The following is a 22,857-nucleotide window of genomic DNA, read 5'->3' on the forward strand; positions in this document are numbered from 1 at the left end:
CGGCCGCCTTCGACTACCTCGCGCCGCACACGGTCGGTGAGGTCGTGGACGCGCTCGCCGGCGCCAGCCGCCACGCGCGGGTGCCCGCGGGCGGGCAGAGCCTGATGCTCGACCTGCACTACCGGCGATGCCGCCCTGGCCTGGTGGTGGACATCAACCGCGTCGGCGCGCTCGACCACCTGTACGGGCGTTCACGAGGCCGGGGAGATCTCCCCCGATCCACGCCGCACGAGCTCCACCGGCACGGTCACCCGGTGGACCGGGCGGGCGGGGTCGGCGATGCGGGCGCGCAGCATGTCGATCGCCGTGCTGCCGATCGCCGTGGTGTCCTGCGCGACCACGGTCAGGTCAGGACGCAGGAGGGTGGCCAGCTCGGAGTCGTCGAACCCGACGATGGCGACCTTCTCGGGGACGGTGGCCAGGCTGCGCAGCACCTCGACGCTGATGGTGGCGTTGCCGGTGATGATCGCGGTCGCCGGCGAGGGGCCTTCGAGCACGGCGGCGACGGCGGAGCGGATGCGGTCCCGCTCGATCCTGCCGGTGTACGCCATGCCGTCGAGCGCCCCGCCGCGCGCCGCGACGCACGCCCGGAACGCCTTCGCGCGCTCCAGGGCGGTGTATATGCGCTCGTCGTCGCCGATGTAGGCGACGCGGCTGTGGCCGAAGGCGGCGAGGTGGGCGTACGCGGCCTCGATGCCCGCGACGTTGTCGGAGATCACCGAGTCGACGTCGAGCCCGAGGACGGGCCGGTCGACCGCGACCAGCGAGAGGCCTGCCGCCAGCTCGGGAAGCAGGTAGCCGTGGTCGACGCCGATCGGTTCCAGGATGATGCCGTCGAACCTGCGGCGGCACATCGACTCGACGACGCGGCGTTCGAGCCGCTCGTCGTCCTCGGTCGAGGCGGCGAGCACCATGAGGCCCGCCTCCCGGGCGGCGCGCTCGACGGCCCGCAGCACCGGGTTGACGTGGGAAAGCTGCCGGACGGCGGCGCCCAGGGTGCCGGTGACGCCGAGGCGCAGGTGGCGGGCGCGCTCGTCGGGCCGGTAGCCGAGGGCCGCGATGGCGGCGTGCACGCGCTCGACGAGCTCGGGCCCGACGGTGGGGTCCTGGTTGACGACGCGCGAGACGGTGCGCAGCGCGACCCCGGCCTCGCGGGCGACGTCCACCATGGTCGGTCTCCGGGGGCGGCGCCCGCTGTTTCCCTCTGCCTGCATGAGGCCATCATGTTGATGATCGCCGCTCTTGGCCATCATCGGGACGACCGGACGCGTGCTGCTGTGACCAACTTGTTGCCGCCCTCGCTCTTTGAAACCTCGTAGTAACACTCTACCTTTCGGGATAACGTTATCCCGACCGGGCTTCGGGGAGCCGGAACTCGTGCAAGGAGGGCTGTGCAGTGCGCAGATCCGTTGTTCTGTGCGTGGCCGCGACGTTCGCGGTGGCCGGATGCGGGGTGGGGAACCAGCCGGCGGAAACCCCTTCTTCGGACGGGAAGGTCACCCTGTCGTTCCTGGTCTTCGAGACCCCCAACCTGGACGCGAAGTTCTGGGACGCCGCGATCGCGAGAGCCTCGGCCAAGGTGCCCGGCGTCACGATCAAGAAGCTGGTGTCGCCCAACGTCGACCGCACGGGCTACGCCAAGCAGCTCGACGCCTCGGGCCACCTTCCCGACATCCTGCAGTCGGTCAACCCGGCGGGGTTCGCGCAGGCGGGCAAGCTCGCGGCGTTCACCGACGCCGAGCTGACGAACTTCGTCGCGCCCAAGGCCGGCGCCATCGACGGCAAGGTCTACCAGCTTCCGTACAACACGCAGGTCATCCCGGTGATCTACTACAACAAGGACGCCTTCACCAAGGCGGGGATCACCTCGACGCCCAAGACCTACCAGGAGCTGCTGGACGCGAGCGCCAAGCTCGGGGCCAAGGGCATCACCCCGTTCGTGGTCGGCGGCGGCGGCGCGGACACCTGGGCCGACATGTACCCGCTGACCGGCACCGTGGCCACCGACGTCTACAGCAAGACCCCCGACTGGCTGACGCAGCGGGCCGCCGGCAAGGTGAAGTTCACCGACCCCGACTTCACCAAGGCCGCGAAGAAGATCGCCGACCTCGCGAAGCGGAAGTACATCGACCCCGCCGGACTGAGCCGTTCCTACGCCGACACCGAGCAGGCGTTCCGCGACGCCAAGGGCGCCATGTACCCCATGGGCTCGTGGTTCGCGACCTCGGCCGACAACACCAAGCCGGACTTCGAGATCGGCGCGTTCCCCTGGCCGTCCGACGACGGCTCCCCCGTCACGCCCACCTTCACCGGCGGCGGCACCCTGGTCAGCTCCTCGGCCCCCAACGTCGGCCTCGCCAAGAAGTGGGCGCTGGCCTTCGACGAGGACAAGGAGAACAACGACGCGTTCGTCAAGGCCGACGGGTCGATCCCCGCGATCAAGGGCTACACCCCGCCGTCCGACATGGGCCCGGTCTACCAGGCCACCGTCGACATCTACCAGCAGGGCATGAAGGACTCCTCCATCGTGAACGCCTTCTCGCAGGAGGCCGGGGACGGCTCGCTGCCGCCCGGCCTCGCCGACAAGGCCGCGCTGGCCGTGCAGGACCTGGTCACCGGCAAGAAGTCGGCCGAGGAGTTCGCGGCCTACCTCGACGACCAGTGGGCCAAGGCCACCCAGTAGGACCGGGCACCGAACACATGACAGACATCGAGCACGCGGCGCGCGGCGGGGCACCCCTCGCGGCGTCCCGTCCATCACCTGGCGGCGGCCCGGCCGGAAGTCGGCCGGCCGCCCGGCGGGGGCGTCCCTCAAAGCGCTCCCGCCTCACCCCGCAGCTGGGACGCTTCGGCCTGTTCGCCCTCCCGGGACTGCTGGCCTACGTGCTGTTCGTCCTGGTGCCCATCGGCATGACGGGTTACTACAGCTTCACCAACCGCAACCCGTTCAACCCGCCCACGCTCTGGGTGGGGTTGCGCAACTACACCGACCTGTTCGGCGACCCGGAGTTCCTCCAGGCGCTGCGCAACACGGTGATCATCACCGTGATCGTGACGCTGCTGGCCAATGCCGGCGGACTGCTGATCGCGATGCTGCTCGACCGCCCGACCGAGCTCTACCTCGCCCTGCGCAGCGTGTTCTTCACGCCCGTCGTGCTCAGCTCGGTCGTGATCAGCGTCATCTGGCAGGCCGTCCTCACCGACGACGGCCTGCTGAACTCCGCGCTGCGCGGCCTCGGGGCAGACCACCCGCCCGGCTGGCTGTCCGACCCGGACATCGCGCTGTACTCCATCGCCTGGATCATCACCTGGCAGATGCTCGGCTTCTGCGTCGTGGTCTACCTCGCGGGATTGCAGGGCGTGCCGCGCGAGCTGCGGGAGGCCGCGGCCATCGACGGGTGCGGCCCGATGGCCCGCTTCCGCAACGTCACCTGGCCCATGCTCGCCCCCGCCCTGACGATCAACACGGTGATGCTGCTCATCACGGGGTTCAAGGCCTACGACCAGATCCAGGTCATCACCAACGGCGGCCCCGGCACCGGCACCACCGCCACCATGGCCTTCCAGGTCGTGCAGACCGCCTTCTCCGGCAACCACATCGGCTACTCCTCGGCGATGGCCGCCGTCATGCTCGCCCTGGTCGCGACCGTCTCGGTGATCGTGCTCAGGGTGCTCCAGCGACGCGAGGTGACGCAGTGATCGACGCACGGACGCACGCCTGGCTGCGGCCCCTGGTCGCCCTGTTCGTCGGCGCGGCCTTCTTCCTCCCGCTGTACCTGATGCTGGTCAACGTCTTCAAGCCGGGCGCCGACATCGTGCCCGACCCGGCGGGCCTTCCCCTGCCCCCGACGCTGGACAACATCACCGCCGTCCTGTCGCGGCCCGACCACCTGTTCACCTACGGCCTGATCAACAGCATCGCGGTGACCGCCCTGTCGATCACGATCCTGACGGTGCTGTCCGCCATGCTCGGCCACTACCTGGCCAGGTCGCGGCACGTACTGGCGAAGGTCGTGCTGGTGACGCTGCTGTGCGGGCTGATGATCCCGGCGCCGGTGATCCTCGCTCCGGTGACCACGGTGCTCAAGGCCTTCGACCTGATGTCGACGCTGCAGGGCCTCGTGCTGGTCAACGTCGGCTACTACGTGCCGTTCGGCGTCCTGCTGTTCATGGGGTTCGTCAGGAGCGTCCCGCTGGAGCTGGAGGAGGCCGCCGAGCTCGACGGCGCGAGCAAGGTGCGGGTGTTCTGGCAGGTGGTGTTCCCCCTGCTGCGCCCGGCCTCCGCCAGCGTGCTGATCTTCCTCGGCGTGTGGATCTGGAACGACTTCCTGACCCCGCTGGTGATCCTCGGGCCCGACAGCGGCACCACCGTCACGGTCGGCGTCTACCGGGCCATCGGCCAGCACCAGTCGGACTTCGGCGCGGTGTTCGCCTTCATGTTCCTCGCCACGCTGCCGATCCTCGTGTTCTACCTCGCCCTGCAGAAGAACTTCGTGAAGGGCCTGACCGGAGGAGCGGTCAAGGGATAGCCGCCCGCTCGCCCCTCCCGCCCGTCCCCCACCATGCGAAGGGCCGCCATGCTGACGATCGACGCCGTCGAGTCCACCGAGCTGTTCGTCGGACCCGACGACGCCCCCCGCCAGGTCCTCCGCGTCAGGACCTCCGCGACCTCCTCCGAGCCGATCGACGTGCGGGTGTCCGGCGGCGCCCGGGGGCACCTGCGGGGGGTGGCGGGCTCGGGCGTGCACGAGGTGCCCATCTCCACCGACGCCCCCGCGGGCACCGTGCTCGACGTCCTGGTAGAGGCCGCCGGCGGCGGGGGGACGGCCACCGCCTCCGGCACCGTCACGGTCGCCGAGCCGGGCTGGACGGTCTTCCTGGTGTCCCACTTCCACTACGACCCGGTGTGGTGGAACACCCAGGCGGGCTACGCCAGCGAGTGGGACGCGCAGCCAGAGGCGCAGGACATCCGGATGAGCTTCCAGTTCACCGCCTTCCAGCTCATCGACGCGCACCTGGAGCTGGCCCGCCGCGACGGCGACTACCGTTTCGTGCTCGCCGAGGTGGACTACCTCAAGCCCTACTGGGACGCCTTCCCGGAGAACCGTGAGATCATCCGCGACCTCGTCGCCCAGGGACGCCTGGAGATCATGGGCGGCACGTACAACGAGCCGAACACCAACCTCACCGGCGCCGAGACCACGATCCGCAACGCGGTGTACGGCATCGGCTTCCAGCGCGACATCCTCGGCGGCGAGCCGGCCACCGCCTGGCAGCTCGACGCCTTCGGGCACGACCCGCAGTTCCCCGGCCTGATGGCCGACGCCGGGCTGACCTCCAGCGCGTGGGCACGCGGCCCCTTCCACCAGTGGGGCCCCACCCTGGAGATCGGCACCTACGACACCCCGCACGGCGACCCCTCCGGCATGCAGTTCCGCAGCGAGTTCGAGTGGATCTCCCCCAGCGGGCGCGGGCTGCTCACCCATTACATGGCGGCCCACTACAGCGCCGGCTGGTCGATGGACTCCGCGCAGACGCTCGCCGACGCCGAGGAGTCGGTGTACGGGCTGTACCTGCGCATGAAGAAGGTGGCGGCCACGCGCAACGTGCTCGTGCCCGTCGGCACCGACTACAGTCCGCCCAACAAGTGGCTGACCGAGATCCACCGCGACTGGAACGCCCGCTACGCCTGGCCCCGGTTCGTGTGCGCGCTGCCCCGCGACTTCTTCGCGGCCGTCTCCGCCGAGCTGGCGGCCACCGGCGCCCGCCTGTCGCCGCAGACCAGGGACATGAACCCGGTCTACACCGGCAAGGACGTCTCCTACATCGACACCAAGCTCGCCCAGCGCGCCGTCGAGAACGAGCTGCTCGACGCGGAGAGGTTCGCCGCGCTGGCCTGCCTGCACGGCGACGCGGGCTACCCCGAGGCGGCGCTCGACAAGGCCTGGCGGCAGCTCATGTACGGGGCGCACCACGACGCGATCACCGGCACCGAGTCCGACCAGGTGTACCTCGACCTGCTGGCCGGCTGGCGCGAGGCGTACGACCTGGCCAGGGAGGTGCACGACGCCGCGCTGCGCCACCTGTCGGCCCGCGTCGACACCCGCGGCGAGGGGGCGTCCGTCACCGTGTTCAACGCCATGGGGTGGCAGCGCACCGACGTGGCGCGCGTGACCGTCCCCCTGCCGTTCCACGGCCTCACCGACGAGAGCGGCGCCCCCGTTCCCGTCGTGGTCGAGCACTCCGACGGCGTCCGCGCCGAGCTGGCGTTCCTGGCGGCCGGCGTCCCCTCGGCCGGCTACCGCACCTACCACCTGGCGTCCTGTCCGGACGGAGAGCCCGGGCGGTGGCGGCGCCTGGACACGCTCACCATCGCCAACGACCACCACCGGCTGACCGTCGACCCCGGGCGGGGCGGCGCCGTCAGCGGCCTGGTCGACCTCGCCACCGGCCACGAGCTGGTCACCCCGGGCGAGGTGGGCAACGAGATCGTGCTGTACGACGAGTACACCGAGCACCCGGTGTTCCACGAAGGCCCCTGGCACCTGCTGCCCACCGGGACCTCGGTGGGGTCGGCGGCGGCCCCCGCGCGCTCCGTCCTCGCCGAGACCTCGCCCCTCGGCCAGCGCGTCACCGTCACCGGCACGCTGGGCCCGATCGCCTACACCCAGGTGATCACCCTGTGGCACGGCGTGGCACGGGTGGACTGCGCCACCCACATCGACGGCTTCGACGGCGCCGACAAGCTGCTGCGGCTGCGGTGGCCGTGCGCCGTCACCGGTGCCAAGCCGGTCTCGGAGGTCGGGCACGCCGTCGTCGGGCGGTCGTTCGCCCACCCCGACGTCGACGCCGCCCGCCACCCCTGGACGCTGGACAACCCGGCCCACCAGTGGTTCGGCCTGAGCTCGGCCGCGCGGATCGCCCCGCGCTCCCCCGGCGGCGCCGCCCAAGGACTCCACGCCTTCGGCGTGGCCGAGATCGTCGTCCCCCGCGAGGACGACACCGCCGAGCTCGGCCGCGAGCTGGCCGTACGGCTCGCGCAGGCGGGCGTCACCGCGACCTGCACCCACGCCGGGGGGACCCGCTACGGGCTGCTCTCCTTCGACTCCAACCTGCCGGACATCCGCATCGCCGTCGGCGGCCCCGGCGAGAACGCGTTCACGGCCTCGGTCCTGGACGCCGCGGACCCGTGCTACCGGGAGGAGCTGGGCCGCCTTCTGGCCGCCGACGGGGTGGCGTCCCTGTGGATCCCGCCGGCGCGGAGCGTGGCGGAGACCTTCCACCCGGAGGCCGACCTGCGCGCGCCCGCCGACCTGCCGGTGCTGGTGATCGCCGCCGACGGTGACATCCAGGCGGCGATCGCGCCCGTGCTGGCCGGCCTGGCCGGGCACGTGATCGAGGCCGTGCGGCCGTACGACCCCGCGCGGGGCGACCACGCCGGTGCGGACGGCGGCGCCGCGCCGTACGAGGACACCGGGCTGGACCACCGGACCGTCGCCGTGCTCAACCGGGGCATTCCCGGGTTCGCCGTGGACACGGCGGGACGCCTGCACCTGTCGCTCATGCGGTCGTGCACCGGCTGGCCCTCGGGGGTGTGGATCGACCCACCGAGGCGGACCGCCCCCGACGGCAGCGGCTTCCAGCTCCAGCACTGGAGCCACTCCTTCGACTACGCGGTGGCCTCCGGGGCGGGCGACTGGCGCGACGCCGGGATCGTGGCGCGCGCGCAGGACTTCAACCACCCGCTGCGGGCGCTGCTGGAGGAGGCGCACGACGGCCCGCTGCCGCCGTCGGCGTCGCTGCTGACGGTCGAGCCGGCGGGCGCGGCCGTGCTGGCGGCGTTCAAGGCGGCGGGCAACCCCACCGCGCACGGCCGGCGGGAGCCCGCCGACCCGCGCCGCGGCGTCAGCGCCCGCCTGTACGAGCCGCACGGCCGGGAGGCCGGCTTCCGGCTCGGCTCGCTGCTGTCCTTCGCGGGAGCCGTTACCGCCGACGTGCTGGAGGTGGAGAGCGGCGAGGCCAAGATCCGCGACGGCCTGCTGCACGCCCGCCTCGGCCCCGGCGAGATCGCGACGTACGTGCTGCGCACCCGCGACGCCGATTCGACCGATCCCGCCGAGCCCGGCGAGACGCTGGGCCGTACGGCCGAGCCCGCCCAGCCGGTGTTCTCCCGCTTCTGGCTGCACAACAGGGGTTCGGCGCCGCTCGGCTACCAGCCGATGAGCGTCCACGCCCGCCTCACGGCGGATCCCGGCGCCCCGGCGCGGCTGCGGGTCACGCTCGCCAGCGACTTCGCCGACGCGCCCGTCGAGGGCGAGGTGCGCGTCGTCCCGCCGCCCGGCTGGGACGCCTCCCTCTCCGACCGCCCGGTGCGGCTGGCCCCCGGGGCCTGGACCTCGTTCGACGTCGCTCTCACCCCGCCGCCCGGCGCCGGGCCGGGGCCGTGGCCGGTCGCGGTGCGGCTCGCCCACGGCGGCCAGGTTCACGAGGACGTCGTCTTCGTGGACGGCCGGGGCCGCCCCGCCGGCGGGGTGGACCCGGGGCTGCTCGCGGTGGAGTTCGCCGAGGACGCCCTGGAGCTGGCTCCGGGGGACAAGGGCCTGTGGACCGTACGGCTGAGGAACACCGCCGGGTTCGACATCAGGGGCGAGGCCCAGGTGATCAGCCCGTGGGGGACGTGGCACCTGGCCGGGCCCGCCGTCCACCCGGTCGACGTGCCTGCCGGATCGGACGGCGAGCTGCGCGTGGCGCTCGACGTCCCGCCCGGGGCGAGGCCGGGGGCGTGGTGGCTCCTGGTCAAGTGCATGTGGTTCGGCCGGGTGTCCTACTCCCCCGCCGTGCCGGTGCGGATCCGGGCCCCCCGGTGATCGCCGCCGTCGTCGGCGAGACGCCGATCACGGTCGAGGAGGTCGACCTGCGGGTCCGCCTGCTGCGCCGGGGGCCGCGCGGCGGCCTGCTGCCCCTGGAGGGGACCACCGAGGGCCGCCAGCTGCGCAGGTGGGTGACCCAGATCCTCGTGGCCGAGCGCGTCGTGGCCGGGGAGGCCGCCGCGCGCGGGCTCACCCCCGGCGCGGGCCCGCCGCTGGAGCTGGACGCCACCGCCAGGCTCGAACTCGGCAGCGTCATGGCGGCCGTACTCTCCGGCGACCGGCTCGCCCAGGCGCTCTACCGCGACCTCACCGCCCGCGTGACCGCCGACGAGGCTGAGGTGCGCCGCTACTACGCCGCCAACCAGGACAGGTACCGGCCGCGGCCGGCGCGCCTGGTGACCCACCGGCACGAGGGCCGCCCGGTCAACGGCGGCCGGTGGTACGCCGTGACGGCCGGCGAGCTCGCCGAACCGGCCGCCCGCGCGGTCTTCGCCGCCCCCGAGGGCGCCGTCGTGGGGCCTTTCGGCGGCCACACCTTCACCACGGGGCCGTTCCAGTCCCGCGAGGTCCCCTTCGAGCGGGCCGCGCCGGGCATCCGCGCGCTCCTGCTGGACGCGCGGCGGCGGCGCCATTTCGCGCTGTGGGCCGAGGCCCGCTGCGCGCGGGCGATCCTCATGCCCGGCTTCGAACACCCAGGAGACATCCGGCACACCGATCACACCCACCGCCACTGAAAGGACCGCGCATGCGAAGATCACGGCGCATCCTGTTACCCGCAGCGCTCGCCATCGCTCTCGCCACCACGGTGCCGGCCGCCGGACCGGCCCACGCTGCCACCCCTGCGCCGGACCAGCAATGGACCCAGGTACAGCAGATCGTCGGCGCGATCAAGGGCCGCTGGACCACCCAGGCGTACTCCAACTCCGTCAGCCGGACGATGCCCGACACGGCGCTGCTCGGCAACGGCGACGTCGGCGTCACCTCCGGCGGCGGCGACGGCTACAAGACGTTCTACGTGTCCAAGGGGAACTTCTGGACCGGCAACCCCGGCCCGTCCCTGGTCTCGCTCGGCGCGGTGACGATCACGCCAGCCGCGGTGTCGGGCTCGCCGAACCTCGCCCTCGGGGCCACCGCGACCGCCTCCAGCTCCCACCCGAGCTTCCCCCCGAACCGGGCCGTCAGCGGCCAGTGGGGGCCGGGGTACGAAGGGTGGGTCTCGGAGATCGGCAAGCCCCAGACCCTCACCCTGGACCTCGGCACCACCAAGACCTTCACCCGCTACGTCCTGCGCCACGACTCGGCGGCCCGCCCGGCCGAGACGGCCAACAACACCAAGAACTTCACCCTCGCGACCAGCCCCAACGGGTCGACCTGGACGACCGCCGACACGGTGACCAACAACACCGCCGCCGTCACCGACAGGACCATCGCCTCGGTCAGCGCCCGGTACGTCCGCCTGAACATCACCGAGCCCACCCAGGGCACCACCCCGGACTCGGCCGCCAACCCGCGCGCCCGCATCGGCCAGTTCGAGCTGTACTCCGGTCCCGGCTCCCCGCCGCAGTCCGGCCCGTTCACCGAGGAGCAGAACATCCTCAAGGGTGACGTCGACACCACGATGACCATCGGCGGCACCCCGGTGTCGATGAGGACCTGGACCGCCGCGAACGACAACCTCGTGGTGACGCGCGTCCAGTCCCTCGGCTCCTCCACCGTGCGGCTCCAGGCGCAGACCTCCACGGGCTCCCCGGACCCGCGCTCGGGCTTCACCAGCACCTCCGGCGTCTCGGGCGACACCGTGTGGGCGACGCGCCAGACGGCGTCCGGCTCGCGCTGGGTCTCCCGGGCGTCGCTCGCCACCCGCGTCATCGGCGGCACCCTCGCCGGCGCCCCGACGGCGAGCGGGGCGGCGGGCAAGATCCTGTTCGACCTGCCCGCGGGCCAGACCGCGACCATCGTCACCGCCGTCGCCGGAGGCGGGCAGAACCCCGCCGACCCGGCGCCCGCGGCCCGCTCGCTGGCCGACGCCCAGAGCGCGGGCTCGATCGACGGCCTCTACAACGCGCACGTCGACTGGTGGAAGCAGTACTGGCTCAAGTCCTACGTCGACCTCGACGACGACACGCTGGAGAGGTACTACTACGGGGCGCTCTACCTGCTGGGGTCGGCCAGCCGGGCGGGCAAGACCGCGCCCGGGCTCTACGGTCTGTGGGCGACCACCGACTTCCCCTCGTTCAACGGGGACATGCACCTCAACTACAACTGGATGGCCAACTTCTACGGCGCCTACTCCAGCAACCGGCCCGAGCTGGCGCTGCCGTACTACGACCTGGTGGCGGCCTACCTGCCCGAGGCCAGGCGGCGGGCCCAGCAGGACCTCAACCGCGTCAAGCCCGACTACATCGGCCGGCGCTTCCCCAGCGGAGGGGTGCCGAGCGGCGTGCTGTTCCCCGTCGGCATCGCGCCGTTCGGCGCCACCGCCGACGACAACTACCACCAGCAGGTGGGCAACTCGCTGTTCACCGTCACGCAGTACATCTCGTACTACGAGTACACCCAGGACCGTGCCTTCCTGTCGGGCAAGGCGTACCCCTTCATGAAGGAGGTGGCCGCGTTCTTCGAGTCCTACCTCGAATGGGACGCCGGGGCGCAGCGGTACAACCTCTACACCGGCCCCCACGAGGGCCTGTGGGGCAGGAACTCCAGCGCCGACGTGGGCATGCTGAAGCACCTGCTCAGCTCGCTGATCAGCGCGAGCACCGAGCTGAACGTGGACTCGGGGCTCCGCTCGACCTGGCAGAACATCCTGCAACACCTGGCGCCGACCCCGAAGACCACCTACAACGGCCAGACGGTGTACGCGCTCGCCGACCCGGGCACCATCACCGGCGGCGACACCCGTGACATCCACCCGGGCGACAACACCATCAACCTGGAGTTCGTCCACCCCGGCGAGACGCTCGGCGTCAACTCCCCCGCCGCCGACCGGCAGATCGGCATCACCACGCTCGACGTGATGAACTCCTGGGGACAGGACAACAGCTTCCCGAAGGTGTTCACGCAGGCCGCGCGGGTGGGCTACCCGGCCCAGAGCCTCATCGACAAGCTCAAGGCCCAGATCAACGGAAGGATGGCCCCGAACCTGCGCATGACCGACCCCTCCCACGGGCTGGAGAAGTCCGGCGCCGTCGAGGCGCTCAACGACATGCTCCTGCAGAGCGACGGGGGCGTCATGCGGGTCTTCCCCGTCTGGCCCTCGGGCAAGAACGGCTCGTTCGTGAAGCTCCGCGCGAAGGACGGCTTCGTGGTGTCCAGCGCGCGAAGCGGCGGCCAGGCTGCCTACGTCGACATCACCAGCGACGCGGGCCGCACCGTGCGCCTGGCCAACCCGTGGCCCGGCCGCCCGATCGCGGTCACGAGGACGGGCGGCGGCAGCGTCGGCCAGACCGTCTCCAACGACGTGATCACCTTCGCCACGCAGACGGGAGTGACCTACACCGTCACCCCCGCCTAGCCGGGTGACCTCGGGTTCCCGCTCCCGTCCCCGGGAGCGGGAACCACCGGACCTTCAGGGGCAGGCCCGAACCCGCGGGATCCGGATTCCGCGCACCCCGGCCGGTGCGGCAGCATGGGGAGGTGACCGAAGCTACCGACGTGCTGGCGAGGCTGCTCGCGGCGGGCGATGTCGTGGTGCTCAGCGGGGCGGGCATATCCACCGAGTCGGGCATCCCCGACTACCGGGGGCCGAGCGGGGCCCTCGTCCGGCACACCCCGATGACGTACCAGACGTTCGTCGGCGACCCGGCGGCGAGGCGGCGCTACTGGGCCCGCAGCCACGTCGGTTGGCGGGCCGTGGCGCGGGCCACGCCGAACCAGGGCCACCTCGCCGTCGCCCGCCTCCAGCGGGAGGGCCTGGTGGGCGGCATCGTCACGCAGAACGTCGACGGGCTGCACCAGGCGGGCGGCGCGCGGGGGGTCGTCGAGCTGCACGGCAGCCTGGGCCAGGTGGTCTGCCTGGACTGCGGCGATCTCAGCTCGCGCGAGGAGCTGGACCTCCGCCTGCGGGAGACCAACCCGTGGTTCGACGCCCGGGTGACCGCCGTCAACCCCGACGGCGACGCCGACCTGCGGGAAGACGAGGTCGACGGCTTCCGCACCGTCGGATGCCGGGCGTGCGACGGCATGCTCAAGCCGGACGTCGTCTTCTTCGGCGAGACCGTCCCCGCGGAGCGCGTGCAGGAGTGCTTCGCCCTCGTGGAGAGCGCGCGCCTGCTGCTGGTGCTGGGGTCGTCGCTGACCGTCATGTCGGGCCGCCGCTTCGTGCTGCGCGCGGCCAAGCTCGGCATCCCGGTGGCGATCGTCAACCAGGGCCCGACCCGGGGTGACGGCTACGCCGCGCTCACCCTCGACGCGCCGCTCGGCGTGGTCCTTCCCGAGCTGGCGCGCCTGGCCGGCACGCGGGCCGCAAGCTGAGGCGATCCCGCGCGGCGGCCTTGATATTGGCTCACCGATAACGACATTTTGGCCAATCGGGAGGGACGCCTCCATAAACTGGCGGAATCGGCGGATGGACACCTGACCGCGTTCGCCGGCGCATCGCAGAGCCGATGGGGAGCCCGCCATGAAGCAGCCCGTCCCCGAGCCTGGCACGCGGGCCGAGGGCGCGCGCGAACCGGAGCCCGGGGCGCGGGGCCGCGTCCGTCCGGGCTGGAACGGGCGCTTCTACGTGCCACGCACCGGCGGTCACCGCCCGCGCGGGGAGGGCTGACCGCGGTGGAGGAGGAGGCCCACCCCGCCGCGACGGCCCAGACCGGCTGGAAGCACGCCGGCCGGCCAGAGGACGTGCTGGCGCACGTCCCGCCGGGTGCCGATCTGATCGTGCCGATCGCCAACGGCGAGCCGGTGGTCCTGCTGGACACCCTGGAGGCCCACTACCGGGAGCTGGACGGGGTGCGCGTCCACCGCATGGACCCCTTCCGCGAGCGCGCGTACATCCGCGGCGAGTGCGGGGACCACCTGCGCCACGTCGACTACTACCTCGGCCCGGGATCCAGGCAGGCCTACTGGAACGGCACCTGCGACCTGGTGCCCAACAACTTCTCCGAGATGCCCAAGCTGCTGCGCGAGTCGACCAGGTGCTCGCTGGTGCTGGCGGCCGCCAGCCTGCCGGACCGCCACGGGTACTTCAGCCTGGGCACGAACGCCGACTACACGGCGGCGTTCATCGGCGAGGTGCCGTTCTTCCTGGAGGTCAACGCCCGGATGCCGCACACCTTCGGGCAGAACCAGGTGCACGTCAGCCAGGTCGCCGGGTGGATCCGCGCCGACCGGGAGCTGCAGGAGCTGCCCGTCCACCAGCCCGACGAGGCCGACCGCCGGATCGCCGGCCACATCGCCGAGCGGATCCGCGACGGATCCTGCCTGCAGGTGGGGGTGGGCAGGACGCCCGGCGCGCTGCCGGCCGCCCTCAGGGACCACCGCGACCTCGGCCTGCACACCGAGGCGCTCTCGGACGGGATCATGGAGCTGATCCAGCGGGGAGTGATCACCGGGACGCGCAAGCGCCACTACCGCAACAAGCACGTGACCACGTTCTGCGTCGGCACCAGACGCCTGTTCGACTTCCTGGACGAGAACGGGTCGGTGGCGCTGCTGCCGGTCGACCAGGTCAACCATCCGATGGTGATCGCCCGCGAGCCGAACTTCGTGTCCATCAACGCCACCACCGAGGTCGACCTGATGGGGCAGTGCGCCTCGGAGACGATCGCCGGCAGGTACTACTCCTCCAGCGGGGGGCAGGCCGACTTCGCGCGGGGCGCGATGTGGTCGCAGGGCGGGCAGGCGTTCATCGTCCTGAAGTCCACCACCAGCAAGGGCCTCGGGCGGATCCGCACCGAGCTGACCCTGGGGTCCGTCGTGACGACGATCAAGAACATGGTCGACAACGTGGTCACCGAGTACGGAGTGGCCGAGCTGCGCGGCAGGTCGATCGCGGAGCGGGCGCGACGGCTGATCGCCATCGCCCACCCCGAACACCGCGAGAGGCTGGCCTTCGACGCGCGCCGGTCCGGCCTGCTCCACTGATCGCCCCGAGCCCGCGAGGGTGGCACGGGTGGGACCGATTCGGGAACGTTTGACCAGCTCACGTAGGTTAGATATATGGGTTTCCCGCCTCTGAGGCTGCGCCCACGGTCGATCCGCGGACGGATCACGCTCTTGACCATGTTGATCACCGCCCTGGTGCTGGTGCCGATGGCGCTCATCATCAGCACGGTGATCCAGCAGATGTTCGCCGACTCGGTCTGGCACGACACCAGGGAGGAGGTGAGCGCGGTCGCGGCCGCCATCCACGCCGGGCACCTGTCCAAGGTCATCGTGCCCGTCGTCCCCGGCATCGACCTGGTGCAGGTCGTGGGGCCGAGTCGGCAGGTCATCGCCACCTCCCACGCCGCCAAGGGCCAGCCTCCGATGAGCATGGTCTGGCCCGCCCCCGATGACCCGATCAAGGACCTGCAGACCTGCGGCAATCCGCAGCCGGGCTGCCTGCGCCTCAGCGCGCTGCGAGTCGGGGAGACGCCCAGCTCCTCGGTCGTCTACGCCGGGCAGCGGGCGGCCAACATCCAGTCCACCGGCTTCATCGCCACCCTTGTGGGCGCCCAGACGGCCGCGTTGGTCGCCCTGGCCGGCTGGACCAGCTGGAAGGTCGTCGGCCACACGCTGCGGCCCGTCGACAGCATCCGGTCCCAGCTCGCCCAAATCACCTTCAAGAACCTCAGCGGCCGGGTCCCCGAGCCTCCCGGGGACGACGAGGTCGCCAAGCTGGCCCGTACCGCCAACCGCACGCTGGGCAGGCTGGAGCAGGCCGTGCAGGTGCGACGGCAGTTCGTCACCGACGCCTCCCACGAGCTGCGCACCCCGCTCGCCGGGCTGCGCCTGCAACTGGAGGAGGCGCAGATGCATCCCGAGGACACCCAGTTGGAGGAGCTGCTCGACCGCATGCTCGGTGACGTGGAGCGCCTGCAGCAGATCGTGACCGATCTGCTCTACCTGGCCGGTGTCGACGCCACCGCGGGGACCCTGCGAAAACAGGTCGATCTAGGCGAGCTGGTCCGCATGGCCCTGGACCACCGCACCGACCAGCTTCCCACCAAGGTCTCGCTCCAGAACGGGGTCATCGTCAACGCCGTGCCGAGCCAGCTCAACCGGGCGCTGGCCAACCTGCTGGACAACGCCCAGCGGCACGGCGAGCACAGCGTGGCGGTGGAGGTGTACCAGGACGCGGACACCGCCGTGCTGACGGTCTCCGACGACGGCGCCGGGGTCGCCCACGCCGACCGCGAGAGGATCTTCGAACGGTTCACCCGGCTGGACGCGTCCCGCAGCCGCGACCGCGGCGGCACTGGCCTCGGCCTCGCCATCGCCAGCGATGTGGCCCACGCCCACTCCGGGTCCATCAACGTCGGGACCTCCGCCGCCGGGGGCGCGCGGTTCGAGCTCCGGCTGCCCCTCGCCGGCGTCCTCTAGCGCGGCGCTCCCGGGATCCCGCGCCGGGCGTCACATCCTTACCGATTGCGAGGTCGCGATCCGCAGTTCCCGCCAGGAGGCGTCGGAGATGGCGCGGGCCAGGCTGTGGTTCTTCACCATGTTGCGCACGGTGAGGTCCTCGATCACGACCGTTTGGTTCTCACGGACGAGCCGAGTGGCACCGTACCGCGATTCCTCCCCGGCCTGAGGCCGGGGTCTCCACGCTGAAAGGATTCGACGAGCGTGACCCGGCGGCTCCCGGGTCCCGGCGGCGGGCGGAGGGACTTCAGCGGTGCGGATGAGATTGCTTAATCGCCTGCGGTACTGGTTTCGAGGGCACGATGGACCGCGGGACACCCCGCCCCGTACTCCATCGTGACCGAGATAGACCAGCGGTCACCGGTCAGTTCAGTTCGCCGAGCATCTGCCTGACCTGGGCCAGGCGCGACTGGTCGATCCGGTGGGCGAAGCTCTTCACCTGGGCGTTCATCCCCGCGCCGACCTCTGCGCGCGCCATCTCCATGGCGTTGGTCTGGTGGGCGATCATCACGTTGAGGAACCTTCGCTCGAACTCGGCGCCGGTCATCTTCGCGAGCGTGGTGATCTCCTCGGGGCTGGTGGCGTGCAGGCCGCCGTGGGCGTCGTGCGCGCGGGCATCCGCCGTCAGGGGACGGCCCCAGCCGAGCAGCCACGCGGTCATGGCGCGCACCTCGTCGCCCTGGGTGGTCTCGACCGCCATCGCCAGTGTCCGCACCTCGCCCCGTACGGCACGGGTCCTCGCCAGGTCGGCCATCGCCATTCCCTGGCGGTGATGCGGGATCATCATCTGCAGGAACATCACGTCGGCGTCGTTGACCGGCCCGGTCGCGGCCGGTGCTGGTGCTGGTGCCGGTGCCGAGGTGGCGTCCGCCGGCGGCGATCCGGGTGTGGCGGTGGCGGCCGCGCAGGCGGGAAGCGCCAGCAGGCTCACGGCTGCGGCGAGGGCGAGGGCAGCGCGTCTCATCAGATACCTCCAGCGTGGAGACCCCGTGGAGCACCGGGAGGACCGCGGGTCTCCCGGTGGGCGCCGCGTCTGGGGACGCGGCGCCCGGCAGGACATCAGCGGGTCAGACCTTCTGCCACAGGGCCGGCACGTTCGGCGGCTCCCAGCCCGCGAGCGCGGTGTGGGCCTGGAGGCAGCGGTAGCGCACGCCGTTGTAGGTGACCTGGTCACCCACCGCGTAGGCGGTGCCGGCGGCCCAGGTTCCGCCCGGAGCGGTCGTGGTGGGCGTCGGGGTGGGCGTGGGCGTCGGGGTGCGGGTCGGCGTGGGGGTCGGGGTGGGCGTGGGAGTCGGGTTCCCGCCGCCGCCGATCTGCAGGTCGACGCACGAGTAGAAGGCGTTCACCGTGTCGGCGATGTTCCAGATCGCGAGGACCTTCTGCCTGCCGCTGAAGCCGGCCAGGTTCACGGTGTGCGAGACCGTCGCGCCGGGCTGGCGGCCCTGGTCGTCGAACACCGCGACGCGGGTGCCGCCGATGTAGTACTCCCAGGTGCTGGTCGCGTGCCGGGCGGTGAGCACCCAGTTGAAGGTGACCGTGGTTCCGACGGAGGTGGCGGGCCACGGCTTGCTCTCGTCGCTGAGCTGGGCGAACCGGGCTACACCGCCGTGGCAGTTCCGCTGCCCCTTGGGCCCTTCCACGCTCTGCGGCTCGTAGATGATGTCGCCGCAGTTGGCGACGCGCCCTTGGGCGCACATGGCCTGGCGGCTCGGCGGTGAGGATATGTAACCGTGGGCCAGGGCTGGTGAGGCGGCGAACACCGTGATCCCGGCGGTTAGTAACGCCGTGGCCACCACCATGATCGTTTTTCGCATGCCGACACTCCTTTGCTGGGGGAATGCCAGGAATATAAAGGAAAGTTTCCTAAGAGTAAAGAGCTCAGGACCGCGGCTCGGGGCTTCGCGGCCGCTACCCCTTAGACCCCTGCTTTCCGCGTCGAACTGGCCCCTTACGGGCCGCTGGTTCATCGTAGGAGTCACGAGCCGGTCGAGACGGACGGCGCCGCGTGAGGTGCCACGAGAGTGCGGAGGTCAGCATGGAGGACTACGGCGTCACGGGTATACGGGTGGACCTGGAGACCATCGTCGGCGTCCCGCCGGCGCAGCTCTGGGACCTCGTCACGACCGTGTCCCGCATCGGGGACTGGAGCCCCGAGTGCGAGTACGGGGCCTGGCTCGACGGCGACGACTCGGCGGCGGTGGCGGGCACGCGGTTCGAGGGACGCAACCGCAGAGAGGGCCGCGTGTGGACGGTGACCTGCGTGGTCACCGAGGCCGAGCGCCCCCGCTCGTTCGCCTGGGTGGTGCTGGACGGCGAGCACGGCCCCGAGCTCCCCTCGTCACGCTGGCGCTACGACCTGGAGCCCGCCGACTCGCCGGACAAGACCATCGTCCGCCACAGCTTCGAGCACGGTCCCGGCGGCAGCGGCCTGCGCGACATGATCGCCGCCAACCCCGAGATCGCCTCCCTCATCATCGAGGTGCGCCTGAACGAGCTGCGCGAGCACATGACCGAGACCCTCGACGCGATGACGCGGGCCTGACCCCGCCGATCGGACCTCTCCGCGACCCGTGACGGCCGCCCCCGCCTCCGGGCGGAGGGCCCGCCGTCACCCGAGCACGGCGGTGATCCGGTCTCCTTCTTCTGGCCCGCCACGGGGATGCCCGGGGAGGGCGGTGCTTTATCAACCACGATCACATCGGATATAAAGCATTCGCCCCGTTCGCCCCTTTTGGCATGAGGTTCCATGAAGAAGCTCCTCCGGCTTTTCACCGCCCCCCTCCTCGCCGCAGCCCTCGTCGCGACCGCGTTCTCTGGCCCCGCCCGCGCCGGGACACCCGAGACCGACGCCCAGCTCGCCGCCGAATGGCAGGCCGCGTGGGACTTCTACAAGTTCTACCAGTGCGCGAGCGCCCCCCTCCCGATCACGGGAAGAAGCCAGGTAAAGCGCGATATATCCATTGAAATCGCCGCGCCGATCGAGCACGTGTTCACCGCGTACTCGAACGTCAACAACCATGTCGGCCTGCATTCGTTCCTCAAGCGCGTGGTCACCCACAAGGACCGGGTCCAGGACGACACGCGTTACATCGACTTCACCGCCATCGAGGAGATCCCGGTCGTCGCGGGCCTGCCCATCACCAGCAAAACGCACGCACAGCAGCGCATCCACCACAGCGGCTACTACTACGAGACCGACAGCTGGTCGCTGCCCAACGTCGTCACGCACCAGAAGATCGTCTTCGCGGACCTGGGCGACGGCCGGACGAGGGTCACCGAGCACCTCACCTTCGAGGCGAGCATCCTGCTCATCGACTTCACCGTGACCAACGGCGTCTCCTCCCACCAGGAGACGCAGGCGGGCCTGAAGAAAGCGATCGAGAACGGCGACCTCTGACCGGCCGCCGGGCGGGGCCCGCCCCTCGCGCGGACCCCGCCCGGTCACAGATCATTGCCCGCGTACGACAGGTTGAAGCTCTTGTTCACCAGGGGAAAGTCGGGGACGATCGCGCCGCCGAGCGCCACGGGCAGCGCCGGCCAGTTGAAGAACGACGGATCCACGATCTTGACCCGGCTGAGCGTGCCGCCGGCGGCCAGCTCCACCCGGTGCGTGATCGTCCCCCGCCAGCCTTCGACGATGCCGACACCCGAGCTCGCCCGCCCAGCGCGGGGCGGCCGGCCGCCCGTCTCCCCCGGCGCCGACCCCTCGCACAGCCGGGCGATCAGCTCCACGGAGGTGGCGATCTCCTCCGCGCGGACCTGGAACCGGGCCAGCACGTCCCCGCCGGAACGGGTGGCCGCCGAGAACGGCCCGAGGTCGGTGAAGGGATGGTCCTGGCGGGCGTCCACCGCCAGGCCGCTGGCACGCGCGACGTACCCGAGGGCGCCGAGGTCCCCGGCGGCCTCCGCAGACAGCACGGCCGTGCCCGCGAACCGGTCGGTCACGACGGTGTGACCGAGCGCCAGCCCGGCGATCTCGGCCACTTCCGCGCCGACGGCACGCAGCGTGGCGAGGTCGGGCAGGGCGCGCAGCGCGGCGCCGCCGGGCCTCACCCCGCCGCGCAGCAGCCGGTGGCCGGTCACCTCGGCGTTGAGCCTGAGCAGCCGCTCGCGTACGCGCCCGCAGTGCGCGTTGAGGATGCCGTGGCCCACGTCGTTGCACAGTGCGCCGATGTCGGTGACGTGGTTGTAGAGGCGTTCCAGTTCGAGCAGGACGGCCCGCCCGCGCTGCGCCGCGGCCTCGACGACGCACCCGGTCGCCTCCTCCACCGCGAGGCAGTAGGCGAGGGCGTGCCCGACGGAGGTGTCGCCGCTGACCCGTTCGGCGAGCGCCAGGCCCTCGGCCGGGTCGCGCCCGGTGAACAGCCTCTCGATGCCCCGGTGCACGAACCACAGCCGGGCCTTGAGCTTGAGGATCGTCTCCCCCACCACCGAGAACCGGAAGTGGCCCGGCTCGATCAGCCCCGCGTGGACCGGGCCGACGGGGATCTCGTACACGCCCGGGCCCCCCACCGTGAGGAAGGGGTAGGGGCCCTCGGGGTCGCCGAACTCCGGCGGCGGCCCGGCGTCGGCGCGCATGGGGTACCAGCCCCTCGGCCAGTGGTGGTGGCGGACCAGGCGATGAGGCAGCGGATGGCGCATCGGGACGATGCCGTACAGGTCGCGCATCTCCCGTTCGAACCGGCCCGCCGGGAAGGACAGCCCCGCGAGGCTAGGGATCGCCGGCTCGTACGGGTCGAGGTGCACGTGCAGCTCGGCGCGCCGGTCCGGCGCCCCCGCGGTGTACAGGTACACCACGCGCAGGGCCCCTGGGTCCTCGTGGGCGGCCACCAGAGCCAGGCGGTAGCCGCCGGCGAGCAGCCGTGCCGTCCGGTCGGCCAGCTCGCCGGCCCGCACGTTCACGATGAGACGGCCGGTCACGGGGTCGCTCCGGCCATGGTCGCGGCGGCCTCCAGCAGCGGGCGCAGCGGGCCCGCCACGACGCCGAGCACGGCGCAGGCGAGCAGGCCCGCGACCAGCGGCACGGCGGAGGCGCGGGTCAGCCGTATCGCCGCGCCTCCCGGCGGGGGCGCGCCGAGCAGCATGCGCCGCCCGCCCGACAGGACGCCGGCCCCGATGACCAGCATCAACGCCAGCGCCGTGGCCACCGCCCAGCCGAACCCGGCGGTGAACCCGGCCCGGGCGATGCCGAGTTCGCTGGCGAACAGGCTGAACGGGGGCATGCCGAGCAGGGCGAGCAGTCCGAGGCCGAAGGCGCCCGCGAGGACCGGAGCCCGGGAGGCCAGGCCGCTCACCGCCGCGATCCTGCTGCTCCCGAAGGCCTGCTGGATGTGGCCGGAGGACAGGAACAGCACCGACTTGCCGAGCCCGTGCCCGAGGATGTGCAGCAGCACGGCCACCATGGCGAGCCGGCTGCCGACGGCGGCTCCGAGCGCCACCAGGCCCATGTGCTCGATGCTGGAGTAGGCGATCATGCGTATGTAGTCGCGCTGGGCCAGCAGCAGCGCCGCCGAGACCGACAGGGAGGCCAGGGCCGCGATGATGAGCAGCGTGCGGGTGAACCCCGCGCCGAGGGCGACGTCGGCGATCACCTTCACCCGCAGGATGGCGTAGAACGCCACCGACAGCAGCACCCCTGACATGAGCGCCGACACCGGCGCCGGGGTCTGGCCGTAGGCGTCGGGCAGCCAGGCGTGCATCGGCGCCAGCCCCGCCTTGGTGCCGAACCCCAGCACGAGCAGGACCACGGCGGTGCGCATCACCCCGGGGTCCAGATCGGCCGCGGCGCCCGACAGCACCGCCCAGTCGAGCCCGCCGGCCGACGGCACTCCGGCGTGCAGGGCCGCGTAGTGCGTGAGCACCACGCCGAGCAGAGCCAGCGTGATGCCGACCGAGCAGATCACGACGTACTTCCAGGCGGCCTCCACGGCCTGCCGCGTACGGCGGTGCCCGACCAGGAACGCGGTGAGGATCGTGGTGGCCTCCACCGCGACCCACAGCACCCCGAGGCTCGCGGCCAGCACCGCGACCGCCATGGCCGCGACGAAGGCCTGGGTGAGGACGCCGTACCGGCGGGTGGCACGGGGCCCGGTGCGCCCGGCGGCGAGCTCGGCGGCCAGGTACGCGGGGCCGGCGAGCGCCGCTAGCAGGGCCACCACGCCGATCACGATCAGCATGAAGGCGCTCAGCGCGTCGGCCCGCAGCAGCCCCGACAGGGCCGTCCTGGGCTGGGCGGAGGTGGCCACGGCCAGCGCCACCGCGCCGCCCAGCGAACCGGCCGCCGCCCCGGCGCCCAGCCAGGCCGTCGCGCCCCGCCAGCCGAACACGGCGTAGCCGCAGGCCGCCAGCAGCGGGAACAGGATCGGCGTGATCACGAGCAGGCTCACGCGACCTCCCCGCACAGCGGCCGGCGAGACGTACGGCC

General features: G+C 71.9%; 17 protein-coding genes and 1 pseudogene. 12 read left to right on the forward strand and 6 right to left on the reverse strand.

Translation table 11 applies throughout. From position 1 onward, the window contains the following. Positions 1-191: 191 nt before the first annotated feature. On the reverse strand, positions 192-1,214 hold the full coding sequence (locus ACOZ38_RS22960) for a LacI family DNA-binding transcriptional regulator (protein WP_424533233.1): 1,023 nt from the start codon (positions 1,212-1,214) through the stop codon (positions 192-194). Positions 1,215-1,396: 182 nt separating this feature from the next. On the opposite strand from ACOZ38_RS22960, the gene ACOZ38_RS22965 reads away from it, so the two are divergent. The 10 genes from ACOZ38_RS22965 (at position 1,397) to ACOZ38_RS23010 (ending at position 16,394) form a co-directional block, all read left to right on the forward strand. Next, complete coding sequence (locus ACOZ38_RS22965) at positions 1,397-2,683, forward strand: ABC transporter substrate-binding protein (protein WP_424533234.1); 1,287 nt, start codon at positions 1,397-1,399, stop codon at positions 2,681-2,683. A 17-nt stretch (positions 2,684-2,700) separates the two neighbouring features. Further along, a complete protein-coding gene (locus tag ACOZ38_RS22970) occupies positions 2,701-3,699 on the forward strand; it encodes a carbohydrate ABC transporter permease (RefSeq protein ID WP_424533235.1) in 999 nt (332 codons plus the stop codon). Continuing rightward, positions 3,696-4,529, forward strand: a complete 834-nt coding sequence (locus ACOZ38_RS22975) for a carbohydrate ABC transporter permease (RefSeq protein ID WP_405150004.1) — start codon at positions 3,696-3,698, stop codon at positions 4,527-4,529. Before ACOZ38_RS22970 ends, ACOZ38_RS22975 begins: the two co-directional genes overlap by 4 nt. A gap of 48 nt (positions 4,530-4,577) precedes the next feature. Then, on the forward strand, positions 4,578-8,867 hold the full coding sequence (locus ACOZ38_RS22980; protein WP_424533236.1) for a glycoside hydrolase family 38 C-terminal domain-containing protein: 4,290 nt from the start codon (positions 4,578-4,580) through the stop codon (positions 8,865-8,867). Continuing rightward, positions 8,864-9,604 carry a DUF7158 domain-containing protein gene (locus ACOZ38_RS22985; RefSeq protein ID WP_424533237.1) on the forward strand — a complete coding sequence of 247 codons (741 nt, stop codon included), beginning with the start codon at positions 8,864-8,866 and terminating at the stop codon, positions 9,602-9,604. Before ACOZ38_RS22980 ends, ACOZ38_RS22985 begins: the two co-directional genes overlap by 4 nt. An 11-nt stretch (positions 9,605-9,615) precedes the next feature. Then, complete coding sequence (locus ACOZ38_RS22990; RefSeq protein WP_424533238.1) at positions 9,616-12,384, forward strand: glycosyl hydrolase family 95 catalytic domain-containing protein; 2,769 nt, start codon at positions 9,616-9,618, stop codon at positions 12,382-12,384. Between the two features lie 122 nt (positions 12,385-12,506). Next, entirely contained in the window at positions 12,507-13,343 is an 837-nt protein-coding gene (locus ACOZ38_RS22995; RefSeq protein ID WP_424533239.1) for an NAD-dependent protein deacetylase, read from the forward strand. A gap of 148 nt (positions 13,344-13,491) precedes the next feature. After that, the gene (locus ACOZ38_RS23000; protein ID WP_424533240.1) at positions 13,492-13,638 is read left to right on the forward strand and encodes a hypothetical protein; all 147 of its coding nucleotides are present in this window, start codon (positions 13,492-13,494) and stop codon (positions 13,636-13,638) included. Positions 13,639-13,643: 5 nt separating this feature from the next. Beyond that, positions 13,644-14,954 carry an acetyl-CoA hydrolase/transferase family protein gene (locus tag ACOZ38_RS23005; RefSeq protein ID WP_424533241.1) on the forward strand — a complete coding sequence of 437 codons (1,311 nt, stop codon included), beginning with the start codon at positions 13,644-13,646 and terminating at the stop codon, positions 14,952-14,954. A gap of 138 nt (positions 14,955-15,092) precedes the next feature. Continuing rightward, a complete protein-coding gene (locus ACOZ38_RS23010) occupies positions 15,093-16,394 on the forward strand; it encodes a HAMP domain-containing sensor histidine kinase (protein ID WP_424533242.1) in 1,302 nt (433 codons plus the stop codon). A gap of 60 nt (positions 16,395-16,454) precedes the next feature. On the opposite strand, the pseudogene ACOZ38_RS23015 reads toward ACOZ38_RS23010, so the two are convergent. From ACOZ38_RS23015 to ACOZ38_RS23025, 3 genes and pseudogenes are all read right to left on the reverse strand, one after another. Then, positions 16,455-16,574, reverse strand: a pseudogene (locus ACOZ38_RS23015) (RNA-guided endonuclease TnpB family protein); the annotation flags it as partial. A 223-nt stretch (positions 16,575-16,797) separates the two neighbouring features. Next, positions 16,798-17,397, reverse strand: coding sequence for a DUF305 domain-containing protein (locus tag ACOZ38_RS23020; RefSeq protein ID WP_424533243.1), 600 nt, complete (start codon positions 17,395-17,397; stop codon positions 16,798-16,800). Between the two features lie 103 nt (positions 17,398-17,500). Further along, on the reverse strand, positions 17,501-18,247 hold the full coding sequence (locus ACOZ38_RS23025; RefSeq protein WP_424533244.1) for a lytic polysaccharide monooxygenase: 747 nt from the start codon (positions 18,245-18,247) through the stop codon (positions 17,501-17,503). A gap of 221 nt (positions 18,248-18,468) precedes the next feature. On the opposite strand from ACOZ38_RS23025, the gene ACOZ38_RS23030 reads away from it, so the two are divergent. Then, a complete protein-coding gene (locus ACOZ38_RS23030; RefSeq protein WP_424533245.1) occupies positions 18,469-18,975 on the forward strand; it encodes an SRPBCC family protein in 507 nt (168 codons plus the stop codon). A gap of 204 nt (positions 18,976-19,179) precedes the next feature. Continuing rightward, positions 19,180-19,830, forward strand: a complete 651-nt coding sequence (locus ACOZ38_RS23035; RefSeq protein WP_424533246.1) for an SRPBCC family protein — start codon at positions 19,180-19,182, stop codon at positions 19,828-19,830. A 44-nt stretch (positions 19,831-19,874) separates the two neighbouring features. Here the strand turns inward: ACOZ38_RS23035 and ACOZ38_RS23040 are convergent, their stop codons facing one another. Next, on the reverse strand, positions 19,875-21,353 hold the full coding sequence (locus ACOZ38_RS23040; protein ID WP_424533247.1) for an NADH-quinone oxidoreductase subunit C: 1,479 nt from the start codon (positions 21,351-21,353) through the stop codon (positions 19,875-19,877). Then, entirely contained in the window at positions 21,350-22,819 is a 1,470-nt protein-coding gene (locus tag ACOZ38_RS23045) for a proton-conducting transporter membrane subunit (protein WP_424533248.1), read from the reverse strand. Before ACOZ38_RS23045 ends, ACOZ38_RS23040 begins: the two co-directional genes overlap by 4 nt. Between the last annotated feature and the right edge of the window lie 38 nt (positions 22,820-22,857).

The sequence above is a fragment of the Sphaerisporangium viridialbum genome (genome assembly GCF_049674955.1).
GTDB classification, from domain to species: Bacteria; Actinomycetota; Actinomycetes; order Streptosporangiales; family Streptosporangiaceae; genus Sphaerisporangium; species Sphaerisporangium viridialbum.

Coding starts and splice junctions, on each gene's coding strand:
- ACOZ38_RS22960 (WP_424533233.1), bottom strand. CDS start 1,214: ATGCAGGCAGAGGGAAACAGCGGGCGCCGCCCCCGGAGACCGACCATG.
- ACOZ38_RS22970 (WP_424533235.1), top strand. CDS start 2,701: ATGACAGACATCGAGCACGCGGCGCGCGGCGGGGCACCCCTCGCGGCG.
- ACOZ38_RS22980 (WP_424533236.1), top strand. CDS start 4,578: ATGCTGACGATCGACGCCGTCGAGTCCACCGAGCTGTTCGTCGGACCC.
- ACOZ38_RS22990 (WP_424533238.1), top strand. CDS start 9,616: ATGCGAAGATCACGGCGCATCCTGTTACCCGCAGCGCTCGCCATCGCT.
- ACOZ38_RS23000 (WP_424533240.1), top strand. CDS start 13,492: ATGAAGCAGCCCGTCCCCGAGCCTGGCACGCGGGCCGAGGGCGCGCGC.
- ACOZ38_RS23010 (WP_424533242.1), top strand. CDS start 15,093: ATGTTGATCACCGCCCTGGTGCTGGTGCCGATGGCGCTCATCATCAGC.
- ACOZ38_RS23020 (WP_424533243.1), bottom strand. CDS start 17,397: ATGAGACGCGCTGCCCTCGCCCTCGCCGCAGCCGTGAGCCTGCTGGCG.
- ACOZ38_RS23025 (WP_424533244.1), bottom strand. CDS start 18,247: ATGCGAAAAACGATCATGGTGGTGGCCACGGCGTTACTAACCGCCGGG.
- ACOZ38_RS23030 (WP_424533245.1), top strand. CDS start 18,469: ATGGAGGACTACGGCGTCACGGGTATACGGGTGGACCTGGAGACCATC.
- ACOZ38_RS23035 (WP_424533246.1), top strand. CDS start 19,180: ATGAAGAAGCTCCTCCGGCTTTTCACCGCCCCCCTCCTCGCCGCAGCC.